The sequence below is a fragment of the Nocardia sp. NBC_01503 genome, from assembly GCF_036327755.1.
Classification (GTDB): Bacteria; Actinomycetota; Actinomycetes; order Mycobacteriales; family Mycobacteriaceae; genus Nocardia.
Genome location: NZ_CP109596.1, coordinates 5,012,916 through 5,037,673 on the forward strand (window position 1 = coordinate 5,012,916; position 24,758 = coordinate 5,037,673).

The 24,758-nt window shown below is 66.8% G+C and carries 26 protein-coding genes; 13 read left to right on the plus strand and 13 right to left on the minus strand.

What is annotated here, in order from left to right; translation table 11 throughout:
* Positions 1-30: 30 nt before the first annotated feature.
* Positions 31-1,395, plus strand: coding sequence for a M16 family metallopeptidase (locus OHB26_RS22510; RefSeq protein ID WP_330179246.1), 1,365 nt, complete (start codon positions 31-33; stop codon positions 1,393-1,395).
* A 24-nt stretch (positions 1,396-1,419) separates the two neighbouring features.
* Here OHB26_RS22510 and OHB26_RS22515 read toward each other — a convergent pair whose 3' ends face one another.
* Complete coding sequence (locus OHB26_RS22515) at positions 1,420-2,016, minus strand: TetR/AcrR family transcriptional regulator (RefSeq protein WP_330179247.1); 597 nt, start codon at positions 2,014-2,016, stop codon at positions 1,420-1,422.
* 62 nt (positions 2,017-2,078) lie between these two features.
* Here OHB26_RS22515 and OHB26_RS22520 point away from each other — a divergent pair, with 62 nt between their 5' ends.
* Positions 2,079-3,509 (plus strand): VWA domain-containing protein, encoded by a 1,431-nt coding sequence (locus tag OHB26_RS22520; RefSeq protein ID WP_330179248.1) that lies wholly within the window; start codon positions 2,079-2,081, stop codon positions 3,507-3,509.
* Between the two features lie 363 nt (positions 3,510-3,872).
* On the plus strand, positions 3,873-4,232 hold the full coding sequence (locus tag OHB26_RS22525; RefSeq protein WP_330179249.1) for a hypothetical protein: 360 nt from the start codon (positions 3,873-3,875) through the stop codon (positions 4,230-4,232).
* A 3-nt stretch (positions 4,233-4,235) separates the two neighbouring features.
* Here the strand turns inward: OHB26_RS22525 and OHB26_RS22530 are convergent, their stop codons facing one another.
* A complete protein-coding gene (locus tag OHB26_RS22530) occupies positions 4,236-4,742 on the minus strand; it encodes a GNAT family N-acetyltransferase (protein WP_330179250.1) in 507 nt (168 codons plus the stop codon).
* A 32-nt stretch (positions 4,743-4,774) separates the two neighbouring features.
* The gene (locus OHB26_RS22535) at positions 4,775-5,101 is read right to left on the minus strand and encodes an ArsR/SmtB family transcription factor (RefSeq protein ID WP_330179251.1); all 327 of its coding nucleotides are present in this window, start codon (positions 5,099-5,101) and stop codon (positions 4,775-4,777) included.
* Between the two features lie 92 nt (positions 5,102-5,193).
* Between OHB26_RS22535 and OHB26_RS22540 the strand changes: the two genes are divergently transcribed.
* From OHB26_RS22540 to OHB26_RS22550, 3 genes are all read left to right on the plus strand, one after another.
* The gene (locus OHB26_RS22540) at positions 5,194-6,396 is read left to right on the plus strand and encodes an MFS transporter (protein WP_330179252.1); all 1,203 of its coding nucleotides are present in this window, start codon (positions 5,194-5,196) and stop codon (positions 6,394-6,396) included.
* 166 nt (positions 6,397-6,562) lie between these two features.
* Entirely contained in the window at positions 6,563-7,978 is a 1,416-nt protein-coding gene (locus OHB26_RS22545) for a pentapeptide repeat-containing protein (RefSeq protein WP_330179253.1), read from the plus strand.
* A gap of 148 nt (positions 7,979-8,126) precedes the next feature.
* Positions 8,127-8,915 (plus strand): hypothetical protein, encoded by a 789-nt coding sequence (locus tag OHB26_RS22550; protein ID WP_330179254.1) that lies wholly within the window; start codon positions 8,127-8,129, stop codon positions 8,913-8,915.
* A 62-nt stretch (positions 8,916-8,977) separates the two neighbouring features.
* Here the strand turns inward: OHB26_RS22550 and OHB26_RS22555 are convergent, their stop codons facing one another.
* Complete coding sequence (locus OHB26_RS22555; RefSeq protein ID WP_442942701.1) at positions 8,978-9,634, minus strand: class I SAM-dependent methyltransferase; 657 nt, start codon at positions 9,632-9,634, stop codon at positions 8,978-8,980.
* Positions 9,635-9,730: 96 nt separating this feature from the next.
* Here OHB26_RS22555 and OHB26_RS22560 point away from each other — a divergent pair, with 96 nt between their 5' ends.
* Positions 9,731-10,846, plus strand: a complete 1,116-nt coding sequence (locus OHB26_RS22560) for an alcohol dehydrogenase catalytic domain-containing protein (RefSeq protein WP_330179255.1) — start codon at positions 9,731-9,733, stop codon at positions 10,844-10,846.
* Positions 10,847-10,926: 80 nt separating this feature from the next.
* On the opposite strand, the gene OHB26_RS22565 is transcribed toward OHB26_RS22560, so the two are convergent.
* Positions 10,927-12,492, minus strand: coding sequence for an esterase-like activity of phytase family protein (locus tag OHB26_RS22565; RefSeq protein WP_330179256.1), 1,566 nt, complete (start codon positions 12,490-12,492; stop codon positions 10,927-10,929).
* Positions 12,493-12,647: 155 nt separating this feature from the next.
* Here OHB26_RS22565 and dapB point away from each other — a divergent pair, with 155 nt between their 5' ends.
* Both dapB and OHB26_RS22575 read left to right on the plus strand, forming a co-directional pair.
* A complete protein-coding gene (dapB, locus tag OHB26_RS22570; RefSeq protein ID WP_330179257.1) occupies positions 12,648-13,403 on the plus strand; it encodes a 4-hydroxy-tetrahydrodipicolinate reductase in 756 nt (251 codons plus the stop codon).
* Positions 13,400-13,894, plus strand: coding sequence for a hypothetical protein (locus OHB26_RS22575; protein ID WP_330179258.1), 495 nt, complete (start codon positions 13,400-13,402; stop codon positions 13,892-13,894). The genes dapB and OHB26_RS22575 overlap by 4 nt, the downstream gene beginning before the upstream one ends.
* A 161-nt stretch (positions 13,895-14,055) precedes the next feature.
* Here the strand turns inward: OHB26_RS22575 and puuE are convergent, their stop codons facing one another.
* The 7 genes from puuE to OHB26_RS22610 all read right to left on the minus strand — a co-directional run bounded on the left by puuE (position 14,056) and on the right by OHB26_RS22610 (position 20,859).
* Positions 14,056-14,973 (minus strand): allantoinase PuuE, encoded by a 918-nt coding sequence (gene puuE / locus OHB26_RS22580; RefSeq protein ID WP_330179259.1) that lies wholly within the window; start codon positions 14,971-14,973, stop codon positions 14,056-14,058.
* Entirely contained in the window at positions 14,970-16,004 is a 1,035-nt protein-coding gene (gene alc, locus OHB26_RS22585) for an allantoicase (RefSeq protein ID WP_330179260.1), read from the minus strand. The genes puuE and alc overlap by 4 nt, the downstream gene beginning before the upstream one ends.
* Positions 16,001-17,215, minus strand: coding sequence for a DUF6986 family protein (locus tag OHB26_RS22590; RefSeq protein WP_330179261.1), 1,215 nt, complete (start codon positions 17,213-17,215; stop codon positions 16,001-16,003). The genes alc and OHB26_RS22590 overlap by 4 nt, the downstream gene beginning before the upstream one ends.
* On the minus strand, positions 17,212-17,958 hold the full coding sequence (locus OHB26_RS22595; protein ID WP_330179262.1) for an aspartate/glutamate racemase family protein: 747 nt from the start codon (positions 17,956-17,958) through the stop codon (positions 17,212-17,214). Before OHB26_RS22595 ends, OHB26_RS22590 begins: the two co-directional genes overlap by 4 nt.
* A gap of 5 nt (positions 17,959-17,963) precedes the next feature.
* On the minus strand, positions 17,964-19,535 hold the full coding sequence (locus tag OHB26_RS22600; RefSeq protein WP_330179263.1) for an NCS1 family nucleobase:cation symporter-1: 1,572 nt from the start codon (positions 19,533-19,535) through the stop codon (positions 17,964-17,966).
* Positions 19,536-19,625: 90 nt separating this feature from the next.
* The gene (locus OHB26_RS22605; protein ID WP_442942702.1) at positions 19,626-20,360 is read right to left on the minus strand and encodes a GntR family transcriptional regulator; all 735 of its coding nucleotides are present in this window, start codon (positions 20,358-20,360) and stop codon (positions 19,626-19,628) included.
* Positions 20,361-20,424: 64 nt separating this feature from the next.
* Complete coding sequence (locus OHB26_RS22610) at positions 20,425-20,859, minus strand: MarR family winged helix-turn-helix transcriptional regulator (protein ID WP_330179264.1); 435 nt, start codon at positions 20,857-20,859, stop codon at positions 20,425-20,427.
* An 86-nt stretch (positions 20,860-20,945) separates the two neighbouring features.
* Between OHB26_RS22610 and OHB26_RS22615 the strand changes: the two genes are divergently transcribed.
* The 3 genes from OHB26_RS22615 (at position 20,946) to msrA (ending at position 23,502) form a co-directional block, all read left to right on the plus strand.
* Positions 20,946-22,379 (plus strand): DHA2 family efflux MFS transporter permease subunit, encoded by a 1,434-nt coding sequence (locus OHB26_RS22615; RefSeq protein WP_330179265.1) that lies wholly within the window; start codon positions 20,946-20,948, stop codon positions 22,377-22,379.
* A 158-nt stretch (positions 22,380-22,537) separates the two neighbouring features.
* The gene (msrB, locus tag OHB26_RS22620) at positions 22,538-22,993 is read left to right on the plus strand and encodes a peptide-methionine (R)-S-oxide reductase MsrB (RefSeq protein ID WP_330179266.1); all 456 of its coding nucleotides are present in this window, start codon (positions 22,538-22,540) and stop codon (positions 22,991-22,993) included.
* On the plus strand, positions 22,990-23,502 hold the full coding sequence (msrA, locus tag OHB26_RS22625; RefSeq protein ID WP_330179267.1) for a peptide-methionine (S)-S-oxide reductase MsrA: 513 nt from the start codon (positions 22,990-22,992) through the stop codon (positions 23,500-23,502). The genes msrB and msrA overlap by 4 nt, the downstream gene beginning before the upstream one ends.
* A 92-nt stretch (positions 23,503-23,594) precedes the next feature.
* Here the strand turns inward: msrA and OHB26_RS22630 are convergent, their stop codons facing one another.
* On the minus strand, positions 23,595-24,182 hold the full coding sequence (locus OHB26_RS22630) for a TetR/AcrR family transcriptional regulator (protein WP_330179268.1): 588 nt from the start codon (positions 24,180-24,182) through the stop codon (positions 23,595-23,597).
* Between the two features lie 86 nt (positions 24,183-24,268).
* Here OHB26_RS22630 and OHB26_RS22635 point away from each other — a divergent pair, with 86 nt between their 5' ends.
* Positions 24,269-24,748 (plus strand): DUF1772 domain-containing protein, encoded by a 480-nt coding sequence (locus tag OHB26_RS22635; protein WP_330179269.1) that lies wholly within the window; start codon positions 24,269-24,271, stop codon positions 24,746-24,748.
* Positions 24,749-24,758: the final 10 nt, after the last annotated feature.

Below are 24,758 nucleotides of genomic sequence, written 5' to 3' on the forward strand. Positions count from 1 at the left end.
CCTGTTTTATCGCGCTGCGGGTTGGGAAGCATGGGTCGGAAGAAGGACACTCCACTGTCGGCTAAGAGTTCTGCACTGGTTCTCTCCACATCCGAAGCGCCATATGCCGATACCGGCGTGCGCAAGACCGTGCTGCCCGGCGGGCTACGCGTGGTCACCGAACATGTGCCCGGGGTCCGCTCCGCCTCCATCGGCGTATGGGTCGGCGTCGGCTCACGCGATGAGAGCTCCTCGGTCGCGGGCGCCGCGCACTTCCTGGAGCATCTGCTCTTCAAGGCCACGCCGACCCGCTCCGCCCTGGATATCGCGCAGGCCATGGATGCCGTCGGCGGCGAACTGAACGCGTTCACCGCCAAGGAGCAGACCTGCTACTACGCGCATGTGCTCGACGAGGATCTGCCCATGGCGGTGGACCTGGTCTCGGATGTGGTGCTGAACGGTCTGTGCCGCGCCGAGGATGTCGATATCGAGCGTCAGGTCGTGCTCGAGGAGATCTACATGCGCGATGACGATCCCGAGGATATGGTCGGTGACGCCTTCCTGACCGCGCTGTTCGGTGATCATCCGATCGGCCGTCCGGTGATCGGCAGTGTCGAGAGCATCGAGACCATGGGTGCGTCCAAGCTGCGCTCGTTCCATCAGCGGCGCTACCGCCCGGACCGGATGGTCGTGGCCGTCGCGGGCAATATCGAGCATGAGCACACCGTCGAACTGGTGCATCGCGCCTTCGCCAATCGCCTCGATCCGATTCGCGAACCCGCACCGCGTCGCGAGGGCAAGTTCCGTCCGCGCAGTGAGCCCGAACTGGTCCGCATGTTCCGCGAGAGCGAGCAGGCGCATCTGGTCTTCGGCACCCGTGCCTTCGGGCGCCACGAGGGCGAGAAGCGCTGGCCGCTCTCGGTACTCAATACCGTGCTGGGTGGCGGCCTGAGTTCCCGTCTGTTCCAGCGCATTCGGGAGGAACGCGGCCTGGCCTACTCGGTCTACTCCAGCGTCGACACCTTCGCCGACACCGGAGCCTTCTCGGTCTATATCGGCTGCCAGCCCGAAAACCTCGGCAAGGTGGCGAGTCTGGCGCGCGGTGTGCTGGAAGAGGTTGCGGCGGACGGCATCACCGACGCCGAATGTGCGCGCGCAAAGGGTTCGCTGCGCGGCGGCCTCGTGCTCGGACTGGAGGACTCCGGCTCCCGCATGAACCGCATCGGCCGCAGCGAACTCAGCTACGGCAATCACCGCAGCGTCTCCGAAACCCTCGCCCGCATAGACGAAGTCACCACCGACGAGGTCTCCCGCATCGCCACCCAGCTGCTGTCCCGCCCCACCGCCGTCTCGGTAGCGGGCCCGTACCGCCGCACCCGGGACCTTCCCGCGGTGGTTCGCCGCCTCGTCGACTGAGCCTTCGGACCCGTCCGCGTGCGGTCAGCGGTTGTCGTCCGGCCGCTCGCGGTGGGCTTCGATCAGGGCTTCGGCCATGCGTTTGGCGCGGCGGGCGGCGTTCGAGTCGCCTTCGGCGGCGGCGATTACGGAACCCTTCATGAGTATGTGCAGGGAGCGGGCGAAATCCTCGGCGTCGGAGAGTCCGGCCCGCTCGGCGCGGACTCGGACGATATTGCGGATGCGCTGCAGATGTTCGATGCCCGCGCGGCCCAGCGGGTGCTCGGCCCCCATCTCCAGTAGCACATTGATGAAGGTGCAGGCATCGAAATCAGGTGCGGTGAACCATTCTTCGAAGACGTCGAAGATGGCGAGCAGTTGTTCTTCGGGGGTGGTTCCGCGGCAGCGGGATTGCTCCTCGATGAGCCCGAAGGTCCAGACGCGCTCACGGCGTTCGAGCACCGCGAGCACCAGCGGGTCGATGGTGGGGAAGTGTTGCCGCAGCTCGGATTCGGTGGTGCCCGCGGCGGTGGCGATGTCGCCCAGACTCAACCCGCGCACGCCGCGGCGAGTGATGAGACCGTAGGCGGCGACCACTATCCGATCGCGGGTGCTGGCAACGGAGTTGCCGGCGATTGTCATCTAGAAAGCGTAGACGCTGCGAGCCGGTGTCGCGATCGCGGAATTGCGGCAGACTGGCTGGGGTGACGAATCTCAGTAAAGGGGCCAATGTGCCCGTTGCCGCCAATGCCGTGCGTGCCGTACTCGCCTGGACGGGCGGACCCGGGGTGCCCGCGGTCGATGCCTCCGCGCTTTTGCTGACCGTGGCGGGGCGGGTGCGCTCCGATGTGGATTTCGTCTTCTACAACCAGCCCGGGCATCCCAGCGGGGCGGTGCGGCACCTCGGGAAACGCGGGGATTTCGACACGCTGGAGGTGAATTTGGCCGGGGTGCAGGCGGATATCGAGCGGATCGCGATATGCGCCTCGGCCGATGGCGGGACATTCGGGCAGGTGCCCGGGCTGCATCTGCGGGTGGTGGATGCCGCGACCGATATCGAGATCGCGCGCTTCGATATCGCCGCCGGACCCGAGACGGCCATGCTGTGCGGGGAACTGTACCGCCGCGCCGGAGCCTGGAAGTTCCGCGCGGTGGGACAGGGCTGGTCGAGTGGATTGGCCGGATTGGCAACGGATTTCGGTATCACCGTGGATGACGCGCCCGCCCAGCCCGCGGCCGCGCCTTACGCACCGCAACCCGCTTCGCAAGCCCCCGCGTATCCGCCTGCGCCGCAACCCGCCTCGCATACACCTCCGCCCGTGCCGCGTCAGCCTGTGCAACCGGCCAGCCAGCCTGCGATTCGGCTGACCAAGGGGGAGGAGCAGTTGCCGATCGATATGCGCAAGCGGTTGTCGCTGCGCAAGGAGCAGGTCGCGGTCAGTCTGGCCAAACATGGTGTGTCGCATTTGAACGCGCGCGTGATCCTGGTGCTGGACGCCTCGGGATCGATGACCCCGCTGTACGCGAAACAGCTGGTGCACCGCGTGGTGGAGCGGATGGCCGCGGTCGCTGCGCAGCTGGACGACAATGGCGCGATGCAGGCGTGGACCTTCGCCACCAATCCCGCGCGCCTGCCCGATCTCACCGTTGCCGATATGCCGCAGTGGATTTCACTGCATGTGCGCTGCGGTCAACTCTCCCTCTTCGGCGGTCGCAGACGCGCCCGCGACGCGCGGCAACCGGGTCAGGTCGATATGCGCGCGGTCGGCATTCAGAACGAGGAGCAGAAGGTCATAGCCGAGGTACGCAACTACGTGCGCGCCGAGCCCCAGGCCATGCCCACCCTGGTCCTGTTCTTCTCCGACGGCGGCGTCTACAAGAACCGCGAAATCGAACAGGAGCTCCGAGCCGCCGTGGAGGAACCCATCTTCTGGCAATTCGTGGGCCTGGGCACCCGCTCCGGCTACGGCGTGCTGGAGCGCCTGGACACCATGTCCGGCCGCCGCGTGGACAATGTCGGCTTCTTCGCCGTGGACGATATAGACCAGATCACCGACCCGGAGCTCTACGACCGCATCCTCACCGAATTCCCTTCCTGGATCAACGAAGCGACCAGGGCCGGCATCCTGCGCTGAGCCCGGCGAGAACCCCGGGCTCCGAAGCTATCGCACCCCTTGTGATACCCGCACACCCCGTATACGGGGTGTGCGGCAACGAGGCGGGGTGTGATAGCTCGATCGAGAGGTGCGCGGTTCCATGCGGCCACTCCCGCTTCTGGATTGTGTCCTGCGGTGGGTAGACGAGGTTCGCACTCCGAAAGATCGTGGTCTTCCGAACCTCGCTGGGGTGGAAGGTAATTGCATGGTGGCGGCTACGTAGGCGCGGGGGAGTGGGTGCTGATCCGGTCGGCGGAATCCGAGTGGTGCACTACTCGTGCCGTGCTGTCGGTCCGCGGGCAGGCTGCAAGGACAAGGTGATTCGGTTCGAAAGGAGACACCATGTCCCGATCGAGCGGCCCGGCGGAGCGCGAGAGAATCGCGGAGCTCCTGCGTGCGGCCTTGGAACGCTTCGTGTGGCTGGAGGCCGCGTCCCTCCCGTCGCCGGAGGTGCGGGAGGGAGAATCCGGCGGATCGACTCGGCAGCCCGAGCCGTTCGGCGTCCTGCAAGCGCGGGCGGCGGAGCTGCTGGTCTGGGTTTCGCGGGGCACGCGCCTGGACCGGGTCCGCCGGATTCTGTACGAGCACCCCGATATTCGAGTGCGGGTGGCCGCCATCGACGCGTGCGCGGACGCCACCGGTGACGATCCGCGCATGCTCGGTGAGCTGCGGGAGCTGGCCCGGGTGCAAGCCTGCTGGTAGTCGCTAGAGTTCGCGCCGCATGACGGTGCGGGGCCAGCGGTCCAGCCCGTGTTCGGCCTCGCGCGCCCGGATCTTGCGCAGTCCCGGGGTGAGCTCATCGTCGTCGACGACATGGAAGCCGATGCGGGCGTAATACGGTGCGTTCCACGGTACTTCGGTGAACGTGGTGAGTGTCAGCGCCGAGAGCCCTTGTCGGCGTGCGTGTTCGGCCGCGGTCTCGATGAGCTGGCGTCCGATGCCCCGCCGGCCGGCGTTCGGATGCACCGAGACCTGCTCGATGTGCTCGGTGCCGTCGACCTCCTCGCTGATGAGGTAGGCGATCGGGGTGTCGCTGTCGTCGACGGCGACCCATGCCCGCCCGGCGCGCCGATGTTCGTCCAATTGTTCCAGTGAGGGGGCTTCGTCATCGGCGATCTCGATCATGCCGATGGTCCGGAAGGGTTCCCCGGTGGCATCCTCGATGTCTTGCATGGTCGGGAGGTCGTCGGTCGTGGCCGCACGAATGCGCATTGATCGACGTTATCGCACCGTGCGGGCCCCGGTCACTCGGTTACCCGATTCGCCGCGCCGAGGACCGCGTCCAGCAGTCCGGGCAGGGCGGAATCCACCTCTTCGCTGCGCAGTCGCTGACAGGTCTGGCCCTCCACGGTGAGGCGTTCGGTCAGCCCGGCCTCGCGCAGGATCTTGAAGTGATGCGCGGCGGTCGACTTGCTGATCACGTCGTAGAGCGCGCTGCAGCGCAGCGGTGTTCCGGCATTGCCGAGTCGGCGCAGCATCTCCAGGCGGACCGGGTCCTGGAGCGCGCCGAGGACGGTGGCCAGCGGGGCCACGGGCAGCACGGCGGGGAGCGGCGTGTCGGTGTCGGTCATGAGCTACCTCACTCGATAAGTGGTTTGACGATTATCGAACCTGGAGTAGCGTCAGGTTCGATAATTATCAAACTTACCTGATGGAGGGTTCGATGGCGGCGACAGTGACGGTTGCGACTCGAGCCGAGCAGGGCAGCCAGAAGTGGGCATACGCGCTCGTGCTCGCCGCCAGCGGTGTAGCGCTCGGAGTCTCGGGGGCACCCGCCCCGCTGTACGGCATGTATCAGCAGGCGTGGCACTTCTCGCCGCTGACGACCACCTTCGTCTTCGCCGTCTACGCGGTCGCGGCTCTGGTCGCGGTACTGGTCTCGGGCCGCATCTCCGATGTGGTGGGACGAAAGCCGGTGCTGCTGGGCGCTTTCGGCATCATGATCCTGGGCCTGGTGGTGTTCCTCTTCGCCGACAATGTGGCCATGCTGCTGCTGGCGCGGGCGCTGCACGGTATCGCCGTCGGCGCGACCGTGGTGGCCGGTGCGGCGGCGCTGCTGGATATGCGACCCAAGGACGGCGCGCGCTCCGGGCAGCTGTCCGGTGTCGCCTTCAATGTCGGTATGGCCGTGGCGATTCTGGGTTCCGCGCTACTGGCGCAGTACGCACCGCATCCGCTGCGCACCCCGTACGTGGTGATCACGCTGGCCTGCCTCGCCATCGGCGCGGGCGTCATCGCGCTGAACGAACCGCACACCGCGCGCACCGCGGGGCGGATCACCATCACCAGGCCCGCTGTGCCGCAGGAGATTCGGAGTGATTTCTGGTTCTCCGCACTCGGTGTGATGGCGGCCTGGTCGGTGTTGGGCGTGCTGCTGTCGCTGTACCCGTCGCTGGCCTCGGCCAAGACCGGTATCCACAATCTGGTGTTCGGTGGCGCGGTGGTGGCCTCGACCGCTCTGGCCGGTGCGGGCGCGCAGTACTTCGCCACCGAGATTCCGGCTCGGCGCGCGGCGATCATCGGCGATATCGGGATGGCGATCGCCCTGCTGCTGACCATTCCGGCGCTGGCCACCCACAATTGGGCCCTGGTGCTGGCGGCCGGTTTCGTGCTCGGCGCGACCTTCGGACTCGGCTTCGGCGGTTCGCTGCGCCACCTGTCCCAGGTTGTGCCGCAACATAAGCGCGGCGAAACCATGTCGGCCTACTACCTGCTCGCCTACACCGCTATGGCACTGCCGACCGTGGTCGCCGGATGGGCCGCCACCACCTGGGGCCTGACCACCGTCTTCCCGTGGTTCGTGGTCGCGGTATCGCTGGCCTGCCTCACCGCCGCCGGGCTGGGCCTGCGGCGTCGGGCGTCCTGATTCGCACTCGTGAAAAAGCACTTCGGGGCCCGTCCGGCGGGTAGTCGGGCGGGCCTTGGTATCGGCTGAAACCCCTTGGCGGGGAGTGGGAATCCGCACACCCCGCGCGTCGGCCGGGTGTGATCGTTATCCTTCCGCTATGCGACGGTGGGGGAGGTTCGGCGGGATGCTGAACCGGACAGTTCATCGATCGGCACTGTTGCTGTCGGTGTTGATCGCGGTGGTCGGCGGCGTGGCCGTCGGCGCGTTCACCTGGTGGATGTTGTGGCTGGCGCTGGGCGCGCGGGCGGAGACGCCGAATCAGCTGGATCTGACCAAGATCGCACTCGGTATTACCGCCGGAGTCGGTGCGGCGGTGGCGCTGGTGGTGGCGTATCGGCGGCAACGTGACTCCGAGCGCGGGCGGTTCGCGGAGGTATTCGGTGCGGCGGCCTCGCAGCTCGGCAATTCCGATGTGGCGGTGCGCATCGCGGGTGTGTACGCCATGGCCGGGGTGGCCGATGAGTTCTCCGCGCGCGGGCGACGGCAACAGTGCGTGGATGTGCTCTGCGGATATCTGCGACTGCCGTACGCGCCTGATGAGGGCGCCAGTCATCTGGTGTCGAAGTCCCAGCGCATAGAGGATGCCGGGACCGGGGTGGAGCGCGTCTACCACTATCGGCAGAATGACCGGCAGGTGCGCGAGACCATCGTCCGGGTGATCACCGAGCGGCTCCGGCGCTCGGCCGAAGTCTCCTGGTCCGCTTGCGATTTCGACTTCTCCGACGCCGTCTTCGAGAATGCCGACTTCCGGTACGCGATCTTCGCGGGCCGCAGTACCCGCTTCACCAATGCCTCGTTCACCGGCGGCCGGGACACCACCTTCGAGGGCGCGTCCTTCCTCGGCAAGCGAGTCACCTTCCGCGGGGCCATGTTCCGGGGCGGCAGCACCTCCTTCGAACATGTGCGGTTCACGCACACCCGAGCGGCGCGCTATGAGCGCGACACCTCCGGAACCACCTTCGCCGACGCCACCTTCGGTGGACCGGTGAACTTCGACAATGCCGTATTCGGTGGTGCGCGAACCGAGTTCAGCCGCACCACCTTCGCCGGTGAGCGCAGCGGCTTCGCCAATGCGAAATTCACCGCCGAGCTCACCGCCTTCGAGCGCACGGTCTTCGACGGTGCTCGGGTGACCTTCACCGGAGCCGAATTCTCGGGTGCGCGAGTGGTTTTCACCGCCGCTCGGTTCTACGCCGAGATGACGGCGTTCGACTGCGCGCAGCTCGGCACCGCCACCCGCTGGCGCTCCGGCCGCACCGAGGAGGTCACCTTCGCCCGCGCCGAGTACCACGGCAAGGTCTCCTTCGCCGACGCGGTTCTCGGCGGTCGCCTGATCACCTTCAACGGCGGAGACTTCTTCGGCGACATCAACTTCCGCCGGGTGGCCTTCGACGCCCGCGAAATCTCCTTCGAACGCCCCAAAGCCTGGGTCGGCGTCCACTTCGACTGGCAGGGCAGCTCGGCCGCCAAACCCGCGAATATCCGCCCCGAACAATGGCCCCCGATCCCCGCGGAAACCCCGGCCGAACCCACCACCTGACATCCGCCGTCCACCCTGGCCGGAGCCCCTCCGTCATCCCGGCGTGTTTCGGCCGGGATCCACCCTCCGCCTCATTCACCGATTTGTCGGATTGCCCTCGTATCCTGGCGTGCGATAGTTTGCGGCGGTACCGATCTAGGGGATTGTGGTGGGGACGCTGGGCGTTGACTGGGCAGATGGGGGCCGAGCCGCGGCATTGCTGCTGGCAGCAGCCGTAACCGGCTTCTTCGCAATAGCCTTCGAACGCGAGGCGAAGCGCTCCTGGGACCCGACCGCCCGCGGCAAACGCTGGCTGACAGTCCTGACGGTGACCCTCGGCCTCTTCGGCTGGCTCGCAATGGCTTCGGCGGCCATCCCGCTCACCTCGGCCATCGCGGGCGACACCATCATCGGCAGCGCCCAACCCACCTCACCGGGCCTGGTCGACGCGGGCATTCCGACCAGCACCGCCAATCCGAAACCCGCCGTCCCCGATCCGATGCAGCAGCTCAAACCCGGTGACTGCGTGGAGGTTCCGATGGAGGCCGCCACCGATCCGGACGGCAGTCCGACCTGGAAACCCGGCAGCCCCGCCCCCGCCGACTGCAATACCGTCGACGCGAATTACCGTGTGCTGCAGAACAGTCCGGATCCCTGCACCGGCCCGCTCTACAAACTCGAGACCACCCGCAAGGATCACGCGGGCAAGCAGCTCTACCACCTGTGCCTGGCCTTCGATTGGCGCGTCGGATTCTGCTACGACACCGCCCATATGGACGAACCGGCCAAGGTCGACTGCGATACCCCCGGCGATCACATAGTCAAGGCCACCGCGGTCTTCGAGAACTCCACCGACGGCTCGGCCTGCCCTCGTGACGGCCAGGGCGCGGTCTGGGTCGTCTGGGACAAGCGTCAGATGACGGTCTGCTTCCGTGGCAGCGACAAACCCGGCACCTGAGTACGCGGGTAGTGGCGCAGACCGAACGCGGGGTGCCGCCCGCGCCATGACATACGTCCGGATTACCCGCGGCGGCCGACGGTAATGACGTCCGGAACCAGCCAGGCGGGGATGGGCCGGGCGATCTTGCGCTGGTCCATCACCTTGAAACCGGCATCCTCCAGTAGCTTTCGGGTCTCGCGCGGCGACGGTGCGTGCGCGGGGAAGAGCGGGCTGCGGGTCAGGCGCTGAATAGGGCGGGCGGTGGGGGCCGACGGGTGCATGGTGGCGATGGCGACCAGACCACCGGGGACCAGGACGCGATGAAATTCGCGCAGCGCCACCGGATGGTCGAAGAAGTGGAAGGCGCTGGTGGAGACCACCGCATCCAATTCGCCGTCGCCGAGCGGCAGATGTTCGGCGGCCGAGTGCCGCCAGTGCACATCCGCGCAGCGGGCGCGGGCCTGGGCCAGCATGCCGGTGGAGGCGTCCACCCCGTACACCACCTCGGGCCGCAGCTCCTCGGCGATCCGGGTGGTGAGAATGCCGGTGCCGCAGCCGATATCGGCGATGCGGCGGGATCCGGCGGCGCGCAGCTCGGCCACCACCTGATCCTGCGGCGGACGGTACACGGCCTGCTGCAGGGCCTTGGTGTCATAGGCCCGGGCGACGTTTCCGAAGAATCCGGTCACCAGTTGGTTGAGCGCGCGGTTGCCTGTGGTCATTGCGGTGCTTGGCATATGTGCTCCTATCCGCTCTTCATCGAACCAGATTTCCAACTGTCTGGGAAGGTGGTAAGTCGGTCCGTTACGGGGTGTTGGAGTAGCGTCGGGCGCATGAGGATTCGTGGAGCTGTACTGGAACGAATCGGGGCGCAGCCGCCCTTCGCCGAGTCGAAACCCATCGTGGTGAGCGAACTCGACCTGGGTGAACCCGGCCCCGGCGAACTACTGGTGAAGATCGAGGCGGCCGGCCTGTGCCACTCGGATCTGTCGGTGGTGGACGGGAATCGGGTGCGACCGGTACCCATGCTGCTCGGGCATGAGGCCGCCGGACGAGTGGAGGCCATCGGCCCGGGGGAGAGCGATCTCGCGGTCGGACAGCGCGTGGTCATGACCTTCCTGCCGCGCTGCGGTGAATGCGCGGGCTGCGCGACCGAGGGCCGCACCCCCTGTCTGCCGGGCAGTATGGCGAACAACTCCGGTGAACTCATGAACGGCGGACGGCGACTGCTGCGCGACGGTGAGCCGGTGCACCATCACCTGGGCGTCTCCGCGTTCGCCACGCACGCGGTGGTGGATCGGCATTCGGTGGTTCCGGTGGATGACGATGTGCCGCCGGAGGTGGCGGCCGTACTCGGCTGCGCGGTGCTGACCGGCGGTGGGGCACTGTTGAATTCGGCGAAGCCCGGACCGGCCGATCGCATTATGGTGGTCGGGCTCGGCGGGGTCGGTATGGCCGCGGTACTGGTGGCGGCGGCGCTGCGCGAGGGCACCGGCCGCGATGTGATCGCCGTCGACACCGTGCCGGAGAAGTTGCAGGCCGCCATGGAGTTGGGCGCGACCGCGTCCTACACCCCGGCGGAGTTGGCCGAGCAGGGTATTCAGGCCGAAGTGGTGATCGAGGCCGCGGGCAACGTGCGCGCCTTCGAGACCGCGGTGGCCGCGACCGCGGTCGGCGGCACCACGGTGACGGTCGGCCTGCCCGCACCCGATGCCATGGCCAGCGTCTCGCCTTTGGGGCTGGTCGCGCAGGGCCGCTCCATCATCGGCAGCTATCTCGGATCGGCCGTGCCGTCCCGGGATATTCCGGAGTTCGTGCGCCTGTGGCGCGAGGGCAAGCTGCCGGTCGAGCGATTGGTCTCCTCGCATATCAAGCTCGAGGACATCAATTCCGGAATGGATGAGCTCGCCGCGGGGCATGCGCTGCGTCAGGTGGTCGTCTTCGACTGAGCCGCACCGTATCTCGGTTCGAGACCAACGCGCCCGCCCCGGATTTCCGTGGCGGGCGCGGTCTTTCGAAACGGCGGTGCCTACTTGACGGTCAGGTTGATCGTCTTGGTCTGCGTCTTCGCGGGCAGCTTGGTGGTGTCCACCATCAGCACCTCACCGCTGTCCTGCACACCATTCGGCAGGGTCTTGGCCGCGAGCCCGAACGGCGGCGCGTCGCCGGTGGAGCCATCGAGACCGAAGTCGCTGTCATTGGAGATGTAGAGCGTCTTACCGCCGTCGGTGGTGGCCACACCTTCGATCTTGTCGTGGCCGAAGAACTTTCCGTCGGCGTTCAGGCCGTCGACCAGCCCGCCGAGGTCCAGGCTCGACTTCTTGGCGACGGCGGTGATACCCGCCTTCCGCAACGCGGCCACGCCGTCGGCGGTGCTCACGGTGCCGACATAGACCTCGATCGGCTTACCGTCGATCAGCAGGCCCCGGTCCGGGTCGTACTGCGCACCGGCGACTTCGGACCGCGGCCCGACATCGGTGGCATTGCCGATATCGATGGTCCACAGCTTCTTATCGGCCTTGGGAGCCTTGTTGCCATCGCGTTCGTCGACCACGAAGGTGGTGGCGCTCAGCGCGGTGATCTCGGAGACCGCGAGCTTCTTCTTCGGGTTCTCCAGGGGGTAGATGAACTCCTTGACCGCCCGCGTCTTCAGGTCCACGGTGACGATGCGCGTCATGGGAACCTCACGCGCGGAGGCGACTCCGGGCTCCTTCAACGCGGACTGCACGATGCCGACCAGGGTGTTGCCGTCGGGGGTGACGGTCAGCCCCTCCATACCCTGATTGGCGGTGCGCAGTGAAAGCTCCTTGGGCAGACCGCGTCCCGGCGCCAGCCGCTCCAGCTCATTGCCCTTGGCATCGAAATGCACCAGGAACGGGCCGTATTCGTCGGAGACCCAGAAGCTGCCGTCGGGCAGGGCGACCAGACCCTCACTGTCGATACCGTGATCGGTGGGCGGCAGCACCTTTCCCGCGAGATCCTTGATGGTCTCACCGGTGGTGGCCGAGGTGTCGACCAGGCCGTTGAACGGCTGGCCCACCGGATTCTTCAGCGGGATGGTGGATTCCACCACCGCGCGGGTGCCGACCATCTTGAACTTGGCGATGGAAGGCGTGAAATCCGGTACCGCGACGATCTTCTCGTTCTTACCCTTACCGTCCACATTCGGGCCGCGGTCGGTGAGCCCGTAGAACTCGTCCTTGGAGCCGGGCACCGGCGCGAAGGCCGAACCGAATCCGCTGCCCTGCACCGTGACTCCACCGAAGTCGCCCAGCGGCTTGATATCGGTGGTGTACAACTTCACCGCATCGGTGGTGGTGACGGTGATGCTGTCCGAACCGGTGTAGCCCGCGGCGGGCGTGTAGACCACCGAACCGTCGACGCGGCGGGTGATGGTGCCGTGCTGCGGGTCCGCGATGCCCACCGCCGCCGTCCCGCCGGTCTTGGCCAGGAAGTCGTCGAGGGAGATGACCAGTGGCTGGTCCTTGGTCGCGGTGAAGTCGGCACCGGCGTCGGAGGACGAGCAGGCGGCCAGGGTCGCAGCGCAGACGGCGACGGCGACGAGCGCGCTGGGGGTACTACGGCGAATTCTCACAGGCGATGCCTACCGACTCGATACAACCACCAGTTGACCGTGAACTGAACAGTTGCCATCGCTGCACCGTAACGGGGGTTCCACAGGTCTGATCGGCGACCCGATAGGCTCAAGCCGGACTTTTTGTGAGCAGGCGAGGCATGTGAGGAGACGTGGTGACCACGAACCGGATCCGGGTGGGTGTGCTCGGAGCGCGCGGCAAGGTCGGACAGGCGATCTGCGCCGGGGTCGAGGCAGCCGCCGATCTGGAGCTCGTCGCCCAGGTCGACAAGGATGACGCGCTGGAGACCTTCACCGCCGCGGGCACCGAGGTCGTCATCGACTTCACCCACCCCGATGTGGTGATGCCGAATCTGGAGTGGCTGGTGGCCAATGGCATTCACGCCGTGGTCGGCACCACCGGCTTCGATGCCGAGCGGCTCGACCGGGTGCGCGGCTGGCTGGCCGCCGAGCCCGAGGTCGGCGTTCTCATCGCACCCAACTTCGCCATCGGCGCGGTGCTGAGCATGCGCTTCGCCGAACAGGCCGCGCGCTGGTTCGATTCGGTCGAGGTCATCGAATTGCACCACCCGAACAAGGCCGACGCGCCGTCCGGCACCGCGTTCCGCACGGCGAGCATGATCGCCGCCGCGCGGGAGAAGGCGGGCGTGGGCCGCAGCCCGGACGCCACCTCGCAGGAGCTCGAGGGCGCGCGCGGCGCGGATGTGGACGGCGTGCGCGTGCACTCGGTGCGCCTGGCCGGACTGGTCGCGCATCAGGAGGTGCTGTTCGGCACTCAGGGCGAGACCCTCACCATTCGGCACGACTCCATGGACCGGACCTCGTTCGTGCCCGGCGTGCTGCTCGGTACCCGTAAGACCCCGCATCGCCCCGGTCTGACCGTGGGCATCGACGCCCTGCTGGACCTGTGACCGCGCCGGAGAACAACAGCCGGGAGGTCGGCAAGCGGGTCGCGTTCATCGCGGCCCTGGTGCTGGTGCTCGGTTTCTACTTCCTGCTGCTGGGGCGTATCGCGGTCAGCCTGATCGCCTCGGGTTCGATTCCGGCCGCGATCCTCGGCGTCGGCGTGCTGGTGCTCCCGTTGCTCGGCGTCTGGGTGGTCGCCTCCAGTGTTCGCGCGGCCTTCGCGCATCAGCATCTGGCCAAGCGGATTCACGCCGAGGGGTTGGAGTTGGACACCTCGGATCTGCCGCGCCGTCCGTCCGGACGCCTGGAACGCGCAGCGGCCGATCAGCTCTTCGAGCGGGTGAAGACGGAGTGGGAAGCCGATCCGGACAACTGGCGCACCAACTATCGCGCCGCGCGCGCCTACGACTACGCCGGTGATAGGACCCGTGCGCGCGAAGTCATGCGCCGGGCAGTGGAATTGGAGCGCGGGGAGCGCACCGCTCAGCAGCCCTGACCCGTCGGCCGCTGCCCGCCCCGTCATCCCGGCGCGCCTTTTGGCCGGGATCCACAACTGTCAGGTGGATCCCGGCCAAAAGCATGCCGGGATGACGGGCGAGGTGCCGGGCTCGGGATGACGGAAGGCGGCAGGGGCTACTGCGGCGGCTGCACTTCGGCCTACCGCGGCGGATGGACCTTGCGCCAGTGGTCCGCGATATCGATGCGACGGGTCAGCCACACCTTCTCATGCGACTGCACATAGTCCAGGAATCGCTCCAGCGACTTCGCGCGGGCGGGCTTTCCGACAATGCGGCAGTGCAGGCCCACCGACAGCATCTTCGGGGCTCCGGCCTCACCCTCGGCGTAGAGGATGTCGAAGGCGTCGCGCAGGTACGAGAAGAACTCCTCACCGTTGGCGAAACCGGCGGGGGAGGAGAACCGCATGTCATTGGTCTCCAGGGTGTACGGCACGACCAGCTGGTCATGCTCGCCCACCTTCACCCAGTACGGCAGGTCATCGGCGTAGGAGTCCGAGTCGTACGCGAATCCGCCGTGTTCGACGACAAGTTCGCGGGTTCGGGGTGAGTCCCGCCCGGTGTACCAGCCACGCGGCGGTTCGCCGAAGAGGCGGGTAATGATGTTTACCGCCTCTTCCATGTGTTCACGCTCGATCTTCGCATCGACCTCCTGGTAGGAGATCCAGCGCAGACCGTGACAGGCGATTTCGTGGCCCAGGCGCTTGAAGGCCGCGACGGCCTCCGGATTGCGCTCCAGGGCGCGCGCCACACCGAAGATGGTCAGCGGGATATCGCGCTGTTCGAACAGCCGCAGCACCCGCCAGAGTCCGGCGCGTGAGCCGTACTCGTAGATGGTCTCCATGGACAGGTGCCGGTCCGGGAACGACTGCGCCGGAACGATATCCGACAGGAACGTCTCCGACCCCGCATCTCCGTCCAGCACAGTGTTCTCCCCGCCCTCCTCGTAATTGAGGACGAAGTTCACCGCGATATTGGCCCGACCCGGCCACTGCGGATGCGGGGGATTGGGGCCGTAGCCGACCATGTCCCGGGGGTAGTTCAGATCGAAATCGCTCATGCGAGTTCACCTTCCCGTTCGGCGGCCATCTCCGCCCGGGCTGCCTCGGTGAGCGTGCCGAACAGGCGCAGCCGTGCCAGGCCACCATCGGGGAAGGCGTCCAGGCGCACCCGCACCACCGCCTCATTCGAGTCGATGGCGAAGCGATGCCGGGTATCGGGACGAATCACCGTGCGCGGCAACAACTCCACCTCGGAGCCGTCCGCGCGAATACCGGTCAGCGCGGTCGCGCCCGGACTGTTGAACAGGAAGTACGAGGTGTCGATCTCGGCCATGGCGAGCACGCCCTCACCCGCCAATTGCACCAGGACCCAGTCATTGTCCTTATCGCGCCGACGCGCGGTCTCCCAGCCGTCGCCCATGGAGCGCGCCCGGCCGGGCAGCAGGATCTGTTCGGGATGGGAGTAGAAGCGGTTCGAGCAATCCGCCACCAGACCGCCGTTCTCCAGTGCGGCCAGATCGAACGGACCCGAATCCAGCCAGCGCAGTTCGGGTTTGGCGATACCGTGCACGCGCAAACGCGCCACGCCGCCGTCCGGGAACATGCGCAGTCGCACATGGGTGAACCGGCGCTTGGAGTCCACCGGGAACGGATTGCGGCTGTCCCCGTTCACCGCGGCCCGCGCCACAATGGTGGTCCAGCCATCCCGCTCGGCGATCTCCTCGGCAGACGGATATCCCTGCACCGCAATGGCTTCCACTGAAACCTCGGGCGGATAGTTGCCCTTGAACCAGGCGGTGTCCACCACGACGCCGTGGATCACCCCGGGTACACCGAGCCGGACGATCGCGGTATCGCAGTCATCACTTTCGGGTGCGGCCCCGATATCCCCGCGCCGTCGCCGGGTCTCCCACCCGTCGTACACCTGGCCCTTATGCCCGAAAGTGGCGGGCCGGTAGGTGGACTCCTCCGGTCGGATGAGATTCTCCCGCTCCGCGAAGGATTCGTCATTGGCCCAGATCACCGCCCCTCCCAGCGAGCGCACGGCCAGATCGGGAAGCAGCGTGAAATCAGTCGTATCAGCGGTCATAGGGACGGCATCTTCCTTTCTCGCAACTGATGAAGCACGGTGACGGTCGCGGCCGGGACCAGGGCCGTCACCTCGTCGGGACCGAAAGCGCCGCAATCCAATCCGCGTAGCACGACGGTCGCAAGAGCTTGAGCGGTGGCGGGTTCGTCGACCACCGCGCCACCCTGTCGATCCAGGTAGCGGCCGATGCGCGGCGCGGCCACCCCGAGAGCGGTGCGGTAGAAGGCGAAGGTGGCCAGCCAGCGGGTGGCCAGATGGCCCGCGCCCATATCCCAGCCCTGGTAGTAGCCGCGCTCGAGCGAGCGGGTGACCAGGCGGTAGTGGCGGGCCAGGGCGGTGCGCACCTCGGCATCGGTGCCGATGGGCAGCACCTGGGTGGAGCCGTCGCAGACCCAGACGCCGGTCTGGGCGGCGGCGGCCTGCATCACGGCCTTGGCGTGATCGGCGACCGGATGCTCCAGGGACTGGAACTGCGGGGCGATTCCACAGGCGGCGCTGTAATCGTAAGTGCCGTAGTGCAATCCGGTGCAGCGCCCGGCAGAGCGGTGAATGGCCTGCGCGACGGTGGCGGTGCCGTCGGCGGCGATCACGGCCTGCGGGCTCTCGATCTGGAGCTCGAACTTCAGCGCACCCTCGGGTAGCCCGTGCGCGGATTCGATTGCCTGGCAAAGCAGTACGGCCGCTTCGGCCTGATCGGCCGAGCGGATCTTGGGAATCGTGAAGACGAAACCGTCCGGCACGCCGCTCGCGCCTTCCAGCACCTTCTCCAAAGTCCTTACCGCGCGCTCCCATTCGAGGGTGGTGAGCCCCTTCATGCGAATGCCGCGCGAGACCACCTCGGCGGGCAGCGCCGCCAGTACCGCACCCGCGTGCAGTGCGTCGCGATCCTCCACCTCGTCACCGCGGGTGCCGTAACCGTCCTCGAAATCCAGGCGCAGATCCTGAACGGGCCGCCAGCGCAAGGCGTTCAGCGTCCGCGTCAGCGCCTCCTCGCCGGCCAGCTCGGTGAGCACATCGCTGTGCTTCCCGGCCAATTCGATGGCGTTCGCGCCCCACTCCTTCGGCAGTTCCGGCGTGGCATCGGCCGCGCTCACATACACGGTGTGAATGGGCTGACCCGCCCGATCACCCGGATATCGTTGCGCCAGTTCCGAATCGACCGACCGCAAGCGGCCTTCGATATCGCCCAGTACGTACGAGGGCAGGGTCACTTACGCGCCTCCTGACTATCGAGGGAGAATCCGGCCAGCAGGCCGGTGTACTGCTTGGGCAGCGGTGCGGCGTACTCACCGCGACCGGATTTGCGCAGCCCCATGGTGACCAGGGACTGCACGGTGAGGGTGGCGGCGGCGACACCGTCGACCACCGGCACTCCGACCTCGCGGGTCAGGTATTCGCACAGATCCGCCATACCCGCGCAGCCGAGCACAATGGCATCGGAGTTGTCGGTGTGCACGGCCTCCCGGCAGGCATCGGCGATGACGGTGCGCGCCTTGGGATCCTCGAGTTCGAGCACCGGAATCTCACAGGCGTGGATGCCCGCGCAGAACCGTTCCATACCGTAGCGCTCGGCCAATTCGGCGGCCCGGCCACCGGTGCGGGCCAGCGTGGTGACCACGCTGAAGCCGCGCCCCAGATGGCTGGCGGCCTGCATGGCGGCCTCGGCGATACCGATCACCGGACCGCGCGCCAGCTCGCGCGCGGCGTCCAGGCCGGGATCGCCGAAACAGGCGATGACGTATCCGTCCACGCCCTCGGCCTCACCGCGCACGATCTCCGCGAGCAGCCCCGGAATGGAAAGCGCCTCGTCGTAATGACTTTCGATCGAGGCCGGGCCCATGGCCGGGGTGATGCCCTCGATAATGGTCCCGGGCGCGGCGACCGCGCGCGCGGCCTCGGCCGCCAACTCCGTCATGGCGGCCGTGGTATTGGGATTGATTACTCGAATTCGCATGGATTTCACCGAGTTTCGAATACGGGGGCGGGTAGGCGCAGCGGTCCGCGGGTGGCCAGCAGGTAGTAGCCGGCCAAGGCGAGACCGCAGCCGATGAACCAGCTGTACTGCGCGGCGGTGTACATACCGGTGATCTTGCCGGAGGTCAGCACCGGGATTACCGCGAAGACCGCGCCGAGGATGGTGGCGATGATGGCCGCGGGGTTGTATCCCCTTCGGTACCAATAGGTTCCACGCTCGGACATGGTGAACAGATCATCCACGACGACCCGCTGCTTGCGCACCAGGTAGTAGTCGGCGATCAGCACACCGAACAGCGGGCCGATGAACGCGCCCAGGGTCTCCAGCGTGTAGTGGATGACATCGGGATTGTTGTACAGATTCCACGGCGTGATGACGATCGAGCCGACCGCCGCGATCATGCCGCCCATCCGCCAGCTGATCTTCTGCGGATTCACATTCGAGAAGTCGAAGGCGGGGGAGATGAAGTTGGCGACGATATTGATGCCGATGGTGGCGATGGTGAAGGTCAGCGCACCCAGCACGATGGCGAAGGTGTTGTCGATCCGCGCCACGGTCGCCACCGGATCGGTGATCAGCTCGCCGTACACCGGAATGGTCAGCGATGCGGTCACCACGACCAGCAGCGAGAAGACCAGGAAGTTCACCGGCAGCCCGAGCAGATTGCCCTTCTGCACCGCGGCGAAGGATTTGCCGTAGCGGGAGAAGTCACCGAAGTTCAGCATCGGACCGGAGAAGTAGGAGACCACGAGCGCGATCGCGCCGAGCATGACCGGCACCGACGACCAGCCGGACAGCGTCTGCCTACCCAGGTTCAGGTCGATACCGCTCCAACCGGCTTTCCAGATCAGATAACCGCACAGCACGAACATGACCACGTAGACGGCCGGGCCGCAGAAGTCGATGAACTTGCGAATCGACTCCATACCGCGCCAGAACACGCAGGCTTGCAGCACCCACAGGATCAGATAGGACGCCCAGCCCAGCGCGGACAGGCCCAGGAACCCGTAGTCACCGACCACCGCGTACGGCGCGAGGCCCGGAAACAGCTTGATCAGCACCACATCCAGGGCCGCCGAGGCCAGGAAGGTCTGAATCCCGTACCAGGCCACCGCGATCAGACCGCGAATAATGGCGGGCACATTCGCGCCCAGCACGCCGAAGGCGCTGCGGCACATGACCGGATACGGCACGCCCGTCACCTGACTGGGCTTGGCCACCAGATTGCACAGCCCGTACACGATGGTGATGCCGACGACCAGCGCGATCAGCACCTGCCAGCTGTGCAGACCGAGCGCGAAGAGGCTGCCCGCGGTGACATAGCCGCCGACGCTGTGCACATCGGACATCCAGAACGCGAAGATGTTGTACGTGCCCCAGGTCTGCTTCTTCAGCGGGGCGAGGTCTTCATTGACCAGCCGGGGGTCGTAGTCCGGCGCGTCGGTCGCTGCCGCGTGCGGCTTGTCGGTCGCTGCCGCGTGCGGCTCGTTGGTCGCTGCCGAGTGCGGCGCGTCGGTGGGCGCACTCGTGGACGGCGGCGCAACGGTTTCGGGCATGTCGCACATCCGATCTCATCGGGTCCCGACCTTCGGGAACAAGGGTGTGCGCGACGCTATCGAGCCGGTGTTGCCCGGATATTGCCGGAACTATATATCTTTCTGACCTGCTGATTCGGCAAAAAGTCCGGTATCGGTGGGCAGTCGTGACAGTACTCCGTTCAAGCGCTCATGGTGCGCTCCGGTGGCCAGTAACAGTGCGTCCGCGTCGCGAGCCAGGAAGGCCGCGAGCTGCTTGCTGTGATCGGCGTGCAGCACCACGCGATCGGCGGTGCTGGCGTGCACCATCGGCTGCACCGGTTCGGTGATATTCCAGGCGTACTCGAGCATGTGCACCACGCGCGGCATCCCCGACGGGCGCACCAGGGCGAGATGGAAATTGCGGGTCTCGCGGTGATAGGCGAGCGCGTTCTCGGTGAGAATGGCGCGCTCGAGCCGGGCATGGGTCTCGCGCGCCAGCCCATGATCCGCTGCGGTCGCGCGCGGGACGGCCGCGGCCAGCGCGGCCGCCTCCAGACTCTCGCGGACCACATACAGCTCGCGCAGCTCCTCGGCGGTCAGCAGCGTCACCTGATAGCCGAGATTCGGCCGATGCTCGACCAGACCCTCACCGATCAGGGTTTGCAGGGATTCGCGCACCGGGATGGCGCTCACGTCGAACTGCCGCGCCAGTTCACCCAGCGGCATGCCGGTGCCCGGCGGCAGATTGCCCTCCAGGATCAGCCGGCGCAGCTCGGCGAGAATCTCGTGCTGCGAATAGCCGCGATGCGCGTCCAGGGGAGGCGTGAGCTGCGGTAGTCGCGGTAGTCGTGGTCGAGAAGGCACCTGCCCACGGTAGTCGCCCGGGGGAACCATCGGGCGCGCATGCGGGCAGGTCGTGGGCGCGAGCTCAGAGCTCGTTCACGTCGTAACCGAGCGCCTTGAGTGAAAGCCGGTGCAGCGTAGCGCGTTCGGCCGGGGTGAGCCGGAACAGCAGGGCATCGGTGGCGACGGCGATCTGGGCGTTGGTCTCATCGCGCAGTTTGCGGCCCGCGTTGGTGATGGCCAAGCGGTATTTGCGCCGGTCCTCGGGATCGCGGGTGCGGGTGACCAGGCCCGCTTTCTCCAGGCTGTCGACCAGCCGCACCACTTCACTGCGATCGATGCCCAGCGCGTCGGCCATCTCCTGCTGGGTGATCTCGCTGAACTCCGAGAGGTAGGTGAGCACCCAGTGCTCGCGTAGCGAGGTCCCCAGTTCGGCGTGCATGGCCTTGTGCAGCTTGCCGAGCGCGTAGGTCGGATAGCGGAGCAGGCCCTTGGGGTGGTACTCGCGGCTCTCGGTCACCCGTGGATTATATCTATTGTTGAGTTGCTCAATCATTGTTAAAGTCTGCAATTGGGAAGCTCAAGCACATTCGAAGGAGTCGTCCGATGCCGCAGACGCGCCCGGATATCACCGCCCCCACAACCTCTCGCCCGCCCGATACCCCTGATTCGGACAAGATCCCCGCGCATGTCTGGCGCACCGCCGGTGTCGTCGTCTTCGGCGCGATCATGGGCATGCTCGACACCTCACTGGTGAATATCGGGCTGCACACCATCGGCGCGGACCTGCACGCCTCGCTCGCCACCATTCAATGGGTGGCCAGCGGATACCTGCTGGCCCTTGGTGTTTCGCTCACCGTCTGCGGCTGGCTCGGCCGCAGGCTCGGTGTCGGACGACTATGGCTCGGCGCCATGCTCGCCTTCACCATCACCTCGGGCCTCTGCGCCCTGGCCGGATCCGCGGGCTGGCTCATCGCCCTGCGCGTGCTACAGGGCCTGGCCGCCGGAGTCATGATTCCCGCCGGTCAAACCATCCTCGGCCAGGCCGCCGGACCGAAGCGCATGGGTCGGGTCATGGGCGTGGTCGGTATCGCCGTGGTCGGCGCACCCGCCATCGGCCCGACCATCGGCGGTCTCATGCTGGCGCATTGGAGCTGGCAGTGGCTGTTCCTGATCAATATCCCGTTGGGCCTCATAGGTTTTGCCCTCGGTCTGCGCTACCTGCCGCTGAAGCCCGGTGCGCCAACCCAATCGCTGGACTTCCTCGGCCTGATCCTGGCGGGCGGCGGCGTCTCCGCGGTCGTCTACGGCCTGTCCGAGATCGGCGAAACCGGCTCCGCCACTTCTCTTTCCGTCTGGCTTCCGGTGGTCCTCGGCCTGGTAGCCCTGGTCGGCTTCGTCGCCCGAACCGTCTCGAGCACCCGGCCACTCCTGGACGTGCGCATGTTCACCAATAGGGTCTTCGCCGCCGCCAACACCGCCAGCTTCTTCGCCGGAGCATCGATGTTCGGCGTCATGGTCCTGCTGCCGCTGTACTTCCAGGTCCTGCATGGTGCGGGCCTGGTCGAGACCGGCGTGCGCCTGATCGCCTTCGGTGCGGGCGGTGTCATCACCCTCCCGCTGGGTGGCCGCCTGGCCGATCGCTTCGGCGGTGGTCTGATCGCCATCTTCGGCAACCTGGCCGTGGCCCTGACCCTGCTACCGTTCGCCTTCCTCGCGGCCGACGCGAATCCCGTTCTGGTACAGCTACTCCTGTTCGCGGCCGGTGTCGCCACCGCGCTGGCGGGAATGCCCTTGGTCTCGGCCGCCTACGCCGCGGTGCGCCCGGACCAACTCGCCGACGCCGCCGCCTTCGTCAATATCCTGCAACGCGTCGGCGGCGCGGTGGGCGTGGCGGCGGTAGCCGTAATCCTCTCCCGCGCAACGGCATCCGCGTGGTCGCCGGTCTCCGGATATCAATTCGCCTTCGCGACCATCGCCGCGGTGTCGCTGATCGCCTCGATCGCCGCCACCCAGCTCCGCCGCCACCAGCGGAGGTAGCCACTCGCCGCCCGCACGGCGAATAATGAACGCGGCATTTTATGAACGCGGCATTTTATGAACGCGGCGTTTTATGAACGAAGTGTGACGCCCGGCCGGGGGTGGGAACTTCCGGCCCGGGCCACCGGTTGTACGTGTGGCCGAACTGAGGAGGTCATGTGACACAGGAATACAACCGGAATCCGGCGGCGGTGGCGGCGCTCTCACCCGAGCAGTACCACGTCACGCAGGAGAACGGGACTGAGCGGGCGTTCACCGGCGAGTACTGGGACAACCACGAGCCCGGAATCTACGTCGATGTCGTCTCGGGTGAGCCGCTGTTCGCCTCGACGGACAAGTTCGAGTCCGGATCGGGGTGGCCCAGTTTCACCAAGCCGATCGAGAAGTCGAATGTGTTCGAGAAGCGCGATATCAGTCATCTGATGATTCGCACAGAGGTGCGCTCCGCCCACGGTGACAGCCATCTCGGACATGTATTCACCGACGGACCGCGCGATCGGGGCGGACTGCGATACTGCATCAACTCGGCGGCCCTGCGCTTCATCCACCTCGATGATCTCGAGGCCGAAGGGTACGGGCAGTACAAGACTCTCTTCACGAAGGAGGAGGCGTGACCGACACGCGCAAGGCGATTCTGGCGGGCGGATGCTTCTGGGGCATGGAGGATCTGATCCGCAGGCAACCCGGAGTGCTCTCCACCCGCGTCGGCTACACCGGCGGCCGCAACGACAACCCCACCTACCGCAACCATCCCGGACATGCGGAGGCCGTGGAGATCGTCTACGACCCCGAGCGGACCGACTACCGCGCCCTGCTGGAATTCCTCTTCCAGATCCACGACCCGACCACCAAGAACCGCCAGGGCAATGACATCGGCGACAGCTACCGCTCCGCCATCTTCTACCTCGACGACGAGCAGAAGCAGGTCGCACTGGACACCATCGCCGACGTCGACGCCTCGGGCCTGTGGCCCGGCAAGGTGGTCACCGAGGTGACCCCGGCCAGCACCTTCTGGGAGGCCGAGCCCGAGCATCAGGACTACCTGCTGCGCTACCCCGAGGGCTATACCTGCCACTTCCCGCGCCCGGGCTGGAAGCTGCCCAAGCGGGAGACCGCCAAGTAATCACGGTTGATCCGGGCGGGGCGTAATCACGGTTGATCCGGGCGGGGCCGGTATCGCGAATTCCGCGATACCGGCCCTTGTCGTTTGCGCGCTCAGGTGAACAGACCGGCGCGTGCCGCTGTGACGGCGACGGCCGCCGCGGCCGCGGCGGTGCGATCGTCCACTGTCTCGCCGGTGATCAGCACCCGGAAATAGATGGGCGCCACCAGCGTTTTGATCAACTCGGCGGGGTCGGTACCCGGGGGGAGTTCACCGCGCTCGATCGCACGTGTCACCACCGGCAGCGCTGTGCGGATGCGGTCGCGGAAGACATGCCGGGCCGAGACAGGTGGTGACGGCTGCCCCGCGGTGTCGGCCACCATGACCGAGAGGACCGCGCGGCCCGATGGGCTGCTGATCCAGGCAACCAGGCTGCGCGCCAACGTATTCAGATCGTCGTCGATCGAACCGGTATCGGGGACGGGGATTTCCGCGGCGACGCTGTCGGCCAGTGCGTCGGCGATCAGGGCGTCCCGATCGGACCAGCGCCGATAGATGGTGGTCTTGTGCACTCCGGTGCGCTGGGCCACGTTGTCGACGGTGAACGCGGCGTATCCGTGCTCGCTCAATTCGTCGACGGCGGCGGCGAGTACGGCGGCGCGGACTTTCGGTCCTCGTCCGAGGGGCGCGGCAGCACTCATTGCAACTCCTTGTTGCGATATTGACGGCGGGCGGGCACACTGAGTCTATCGCAACTCGGTGTTGCGATATTGTGAGGGGAGTTCCTATGTTGTCGAAATCCGTCCGGGCCGCGGCACTGCTGTTCCCCGGTCTGCTGGCCGGGGCCTTCGGATACGGCGCGGTGAACGTGCTGTACGCGTTTCGCGAAGTGCCCCTTGATGTTCGGTTCACCTTCCATACCGCGCTCATGCGGGTCAACGGCCCGGTGATGCAGTCACTGATGGGTCTGGCCGTGCTGAGCACGCTGGTCCTGGCGGTGCGGTCGAAGGGTTGGCCGCGATGGGTCGCGGCGACCGCCTCGGCCCTGACATTCATCTCGTTCCTGGTGACCCGCTTCGGGAACGTGCCGATCAATCAGGACATCAAGCGCTGGGCCGTGGGCACTCCGCCCAGCGATTATGCCGATATCCTGCGCCGCTGGGAACTATTCCATTTCACCCGAACCGGCTGCGCGCTGATCGCCTTCATCCTGGTGATCGGCGTGGTCGCCGGATCCCTCCCGGTCCAGGACCGGGCACGCCACTAGGCTCGCAACT

What these genes read in the sequence shown, in the direction of transcription:
- OHB26_RS22510 (WP_330179246.1), top strand. Translation starts at nt 31, where the DNA reads ATGGGTCGGAAGAAGGACACTCCACTGTCGGCTAAGAGTTCTGCACTG.
- OHB26_RS22515 (WP_330179247.1), bottom strand. Translation starts at nt 2,016, where the DNA reads ATGACAATCGCCGGCAACTCCGTTGCCAGCACCCGCGATCGGATAGTG.
- OHB26_RS22525 (WP_330179249.1), top strand. Translation starts at nt 3,873, where the DNA reads ATGTCCCGATCGAGCGGCCCGGCGGAGCGCGAGAGAATCGCGGAGCTC.
- OHB26_RS22530 (WP_330179250.1), bottom strand. Translation starts at nt 4,742, where the DNA reads ATGCGCATTCGTGCGGCCACGACCGACGACCTCCCGACCATGCAAGAC.
- OHB26_RS22535 (WP_330179251.1), bottom strand. Translation starts at nt 5,101, where the DNA reads ATGACCGACACCGACACGCCGCTCCCCGCCGTGCTGCCCGTGGCCCCG.
- OHB26_RS22540 (WP_330179252.1), top strand. Translation starts at nt 5,194, where the DNA reads ATGGCGGCGACAGTGACGGTTGCGACTCGAGCCGAGCAGGGCAGCCAG.
- OHB26_RS22545 (WP_330179253.1), top strand. Translation starts at nt 6,563, where the DNA reads ATGCTGAACCGGACAGTTCATCGATCGGCACTGTTGCTGTCGGTGTTG.
- OHB26_RS22555 (WP_442942701.1), bottom strand. Translation starts at nt 9,634, where the DNA reads ATGCCAAGCACCGCAATGACCACAGGCAACCGCGCGCTCAACCAACTG.
- OHB26_RS22560 (WP_330179255.1), top strand. Translation starts at nt 9,731, where the DNA reads ATGAGGATTCGTGGAGCTGTACTGGAACGAATCGGGGCGCAGCCGCCC.
- puuE (WP_330179259.1), bottom strand. Translation starts at nt 14,973, where the DNA reads ATGAGCGATTTCGATCTGAACTACCCCCGGGACATGGTCGGCTACGGC.
- alc (WP_330179260.1), bottom strand. Translation starts at nt 16,004, where the DNA reads ATGACCGCTGATACGACTGATTTCACGCTGCTTCCCGATCTGGCCGTG.
- OHB26_RS22595 (WP_330179262.1), bottom strand. Translation starts at nt 17,958, where the DNA reads ATGCGAATTCGAGTAATCAATCCCAATACCACGGCCGCCATGACGGAG.
- OHB26_RS22600 (WP_330179263.1), bottom strand. Translation starts at nt 19,535, where the DNA reads ATGCCCGAAACCGTTGCGCCGCCGTCCACGAGTGCGCCCACCGACGCG.
- OHB26_RS22615 (WP_330179265.1), top strand. Translation starts at nt 20,946, where the DNA reads ATGCCGCAGACGCGCCCGGATATCACCGCCCCCACAACCTCTCGCCCG.
- OHB26_RS22630 (WP_330179268.1), bottom strand. Translation starts at nt 24,182, where the DNA reads ATGAGTGCTGCCGCGCCCCTCGGACGAGGACCGAAAGTCCGCGCCGCC.
- OHB26_RS22635 (WP_330179269.1), top strand. Translation starts at nt 24,269, where the DNA reads ATGTTGTCGAAATCCGTCCGGGCCGCGGCACTGCTGTTCCCCGGTCTG.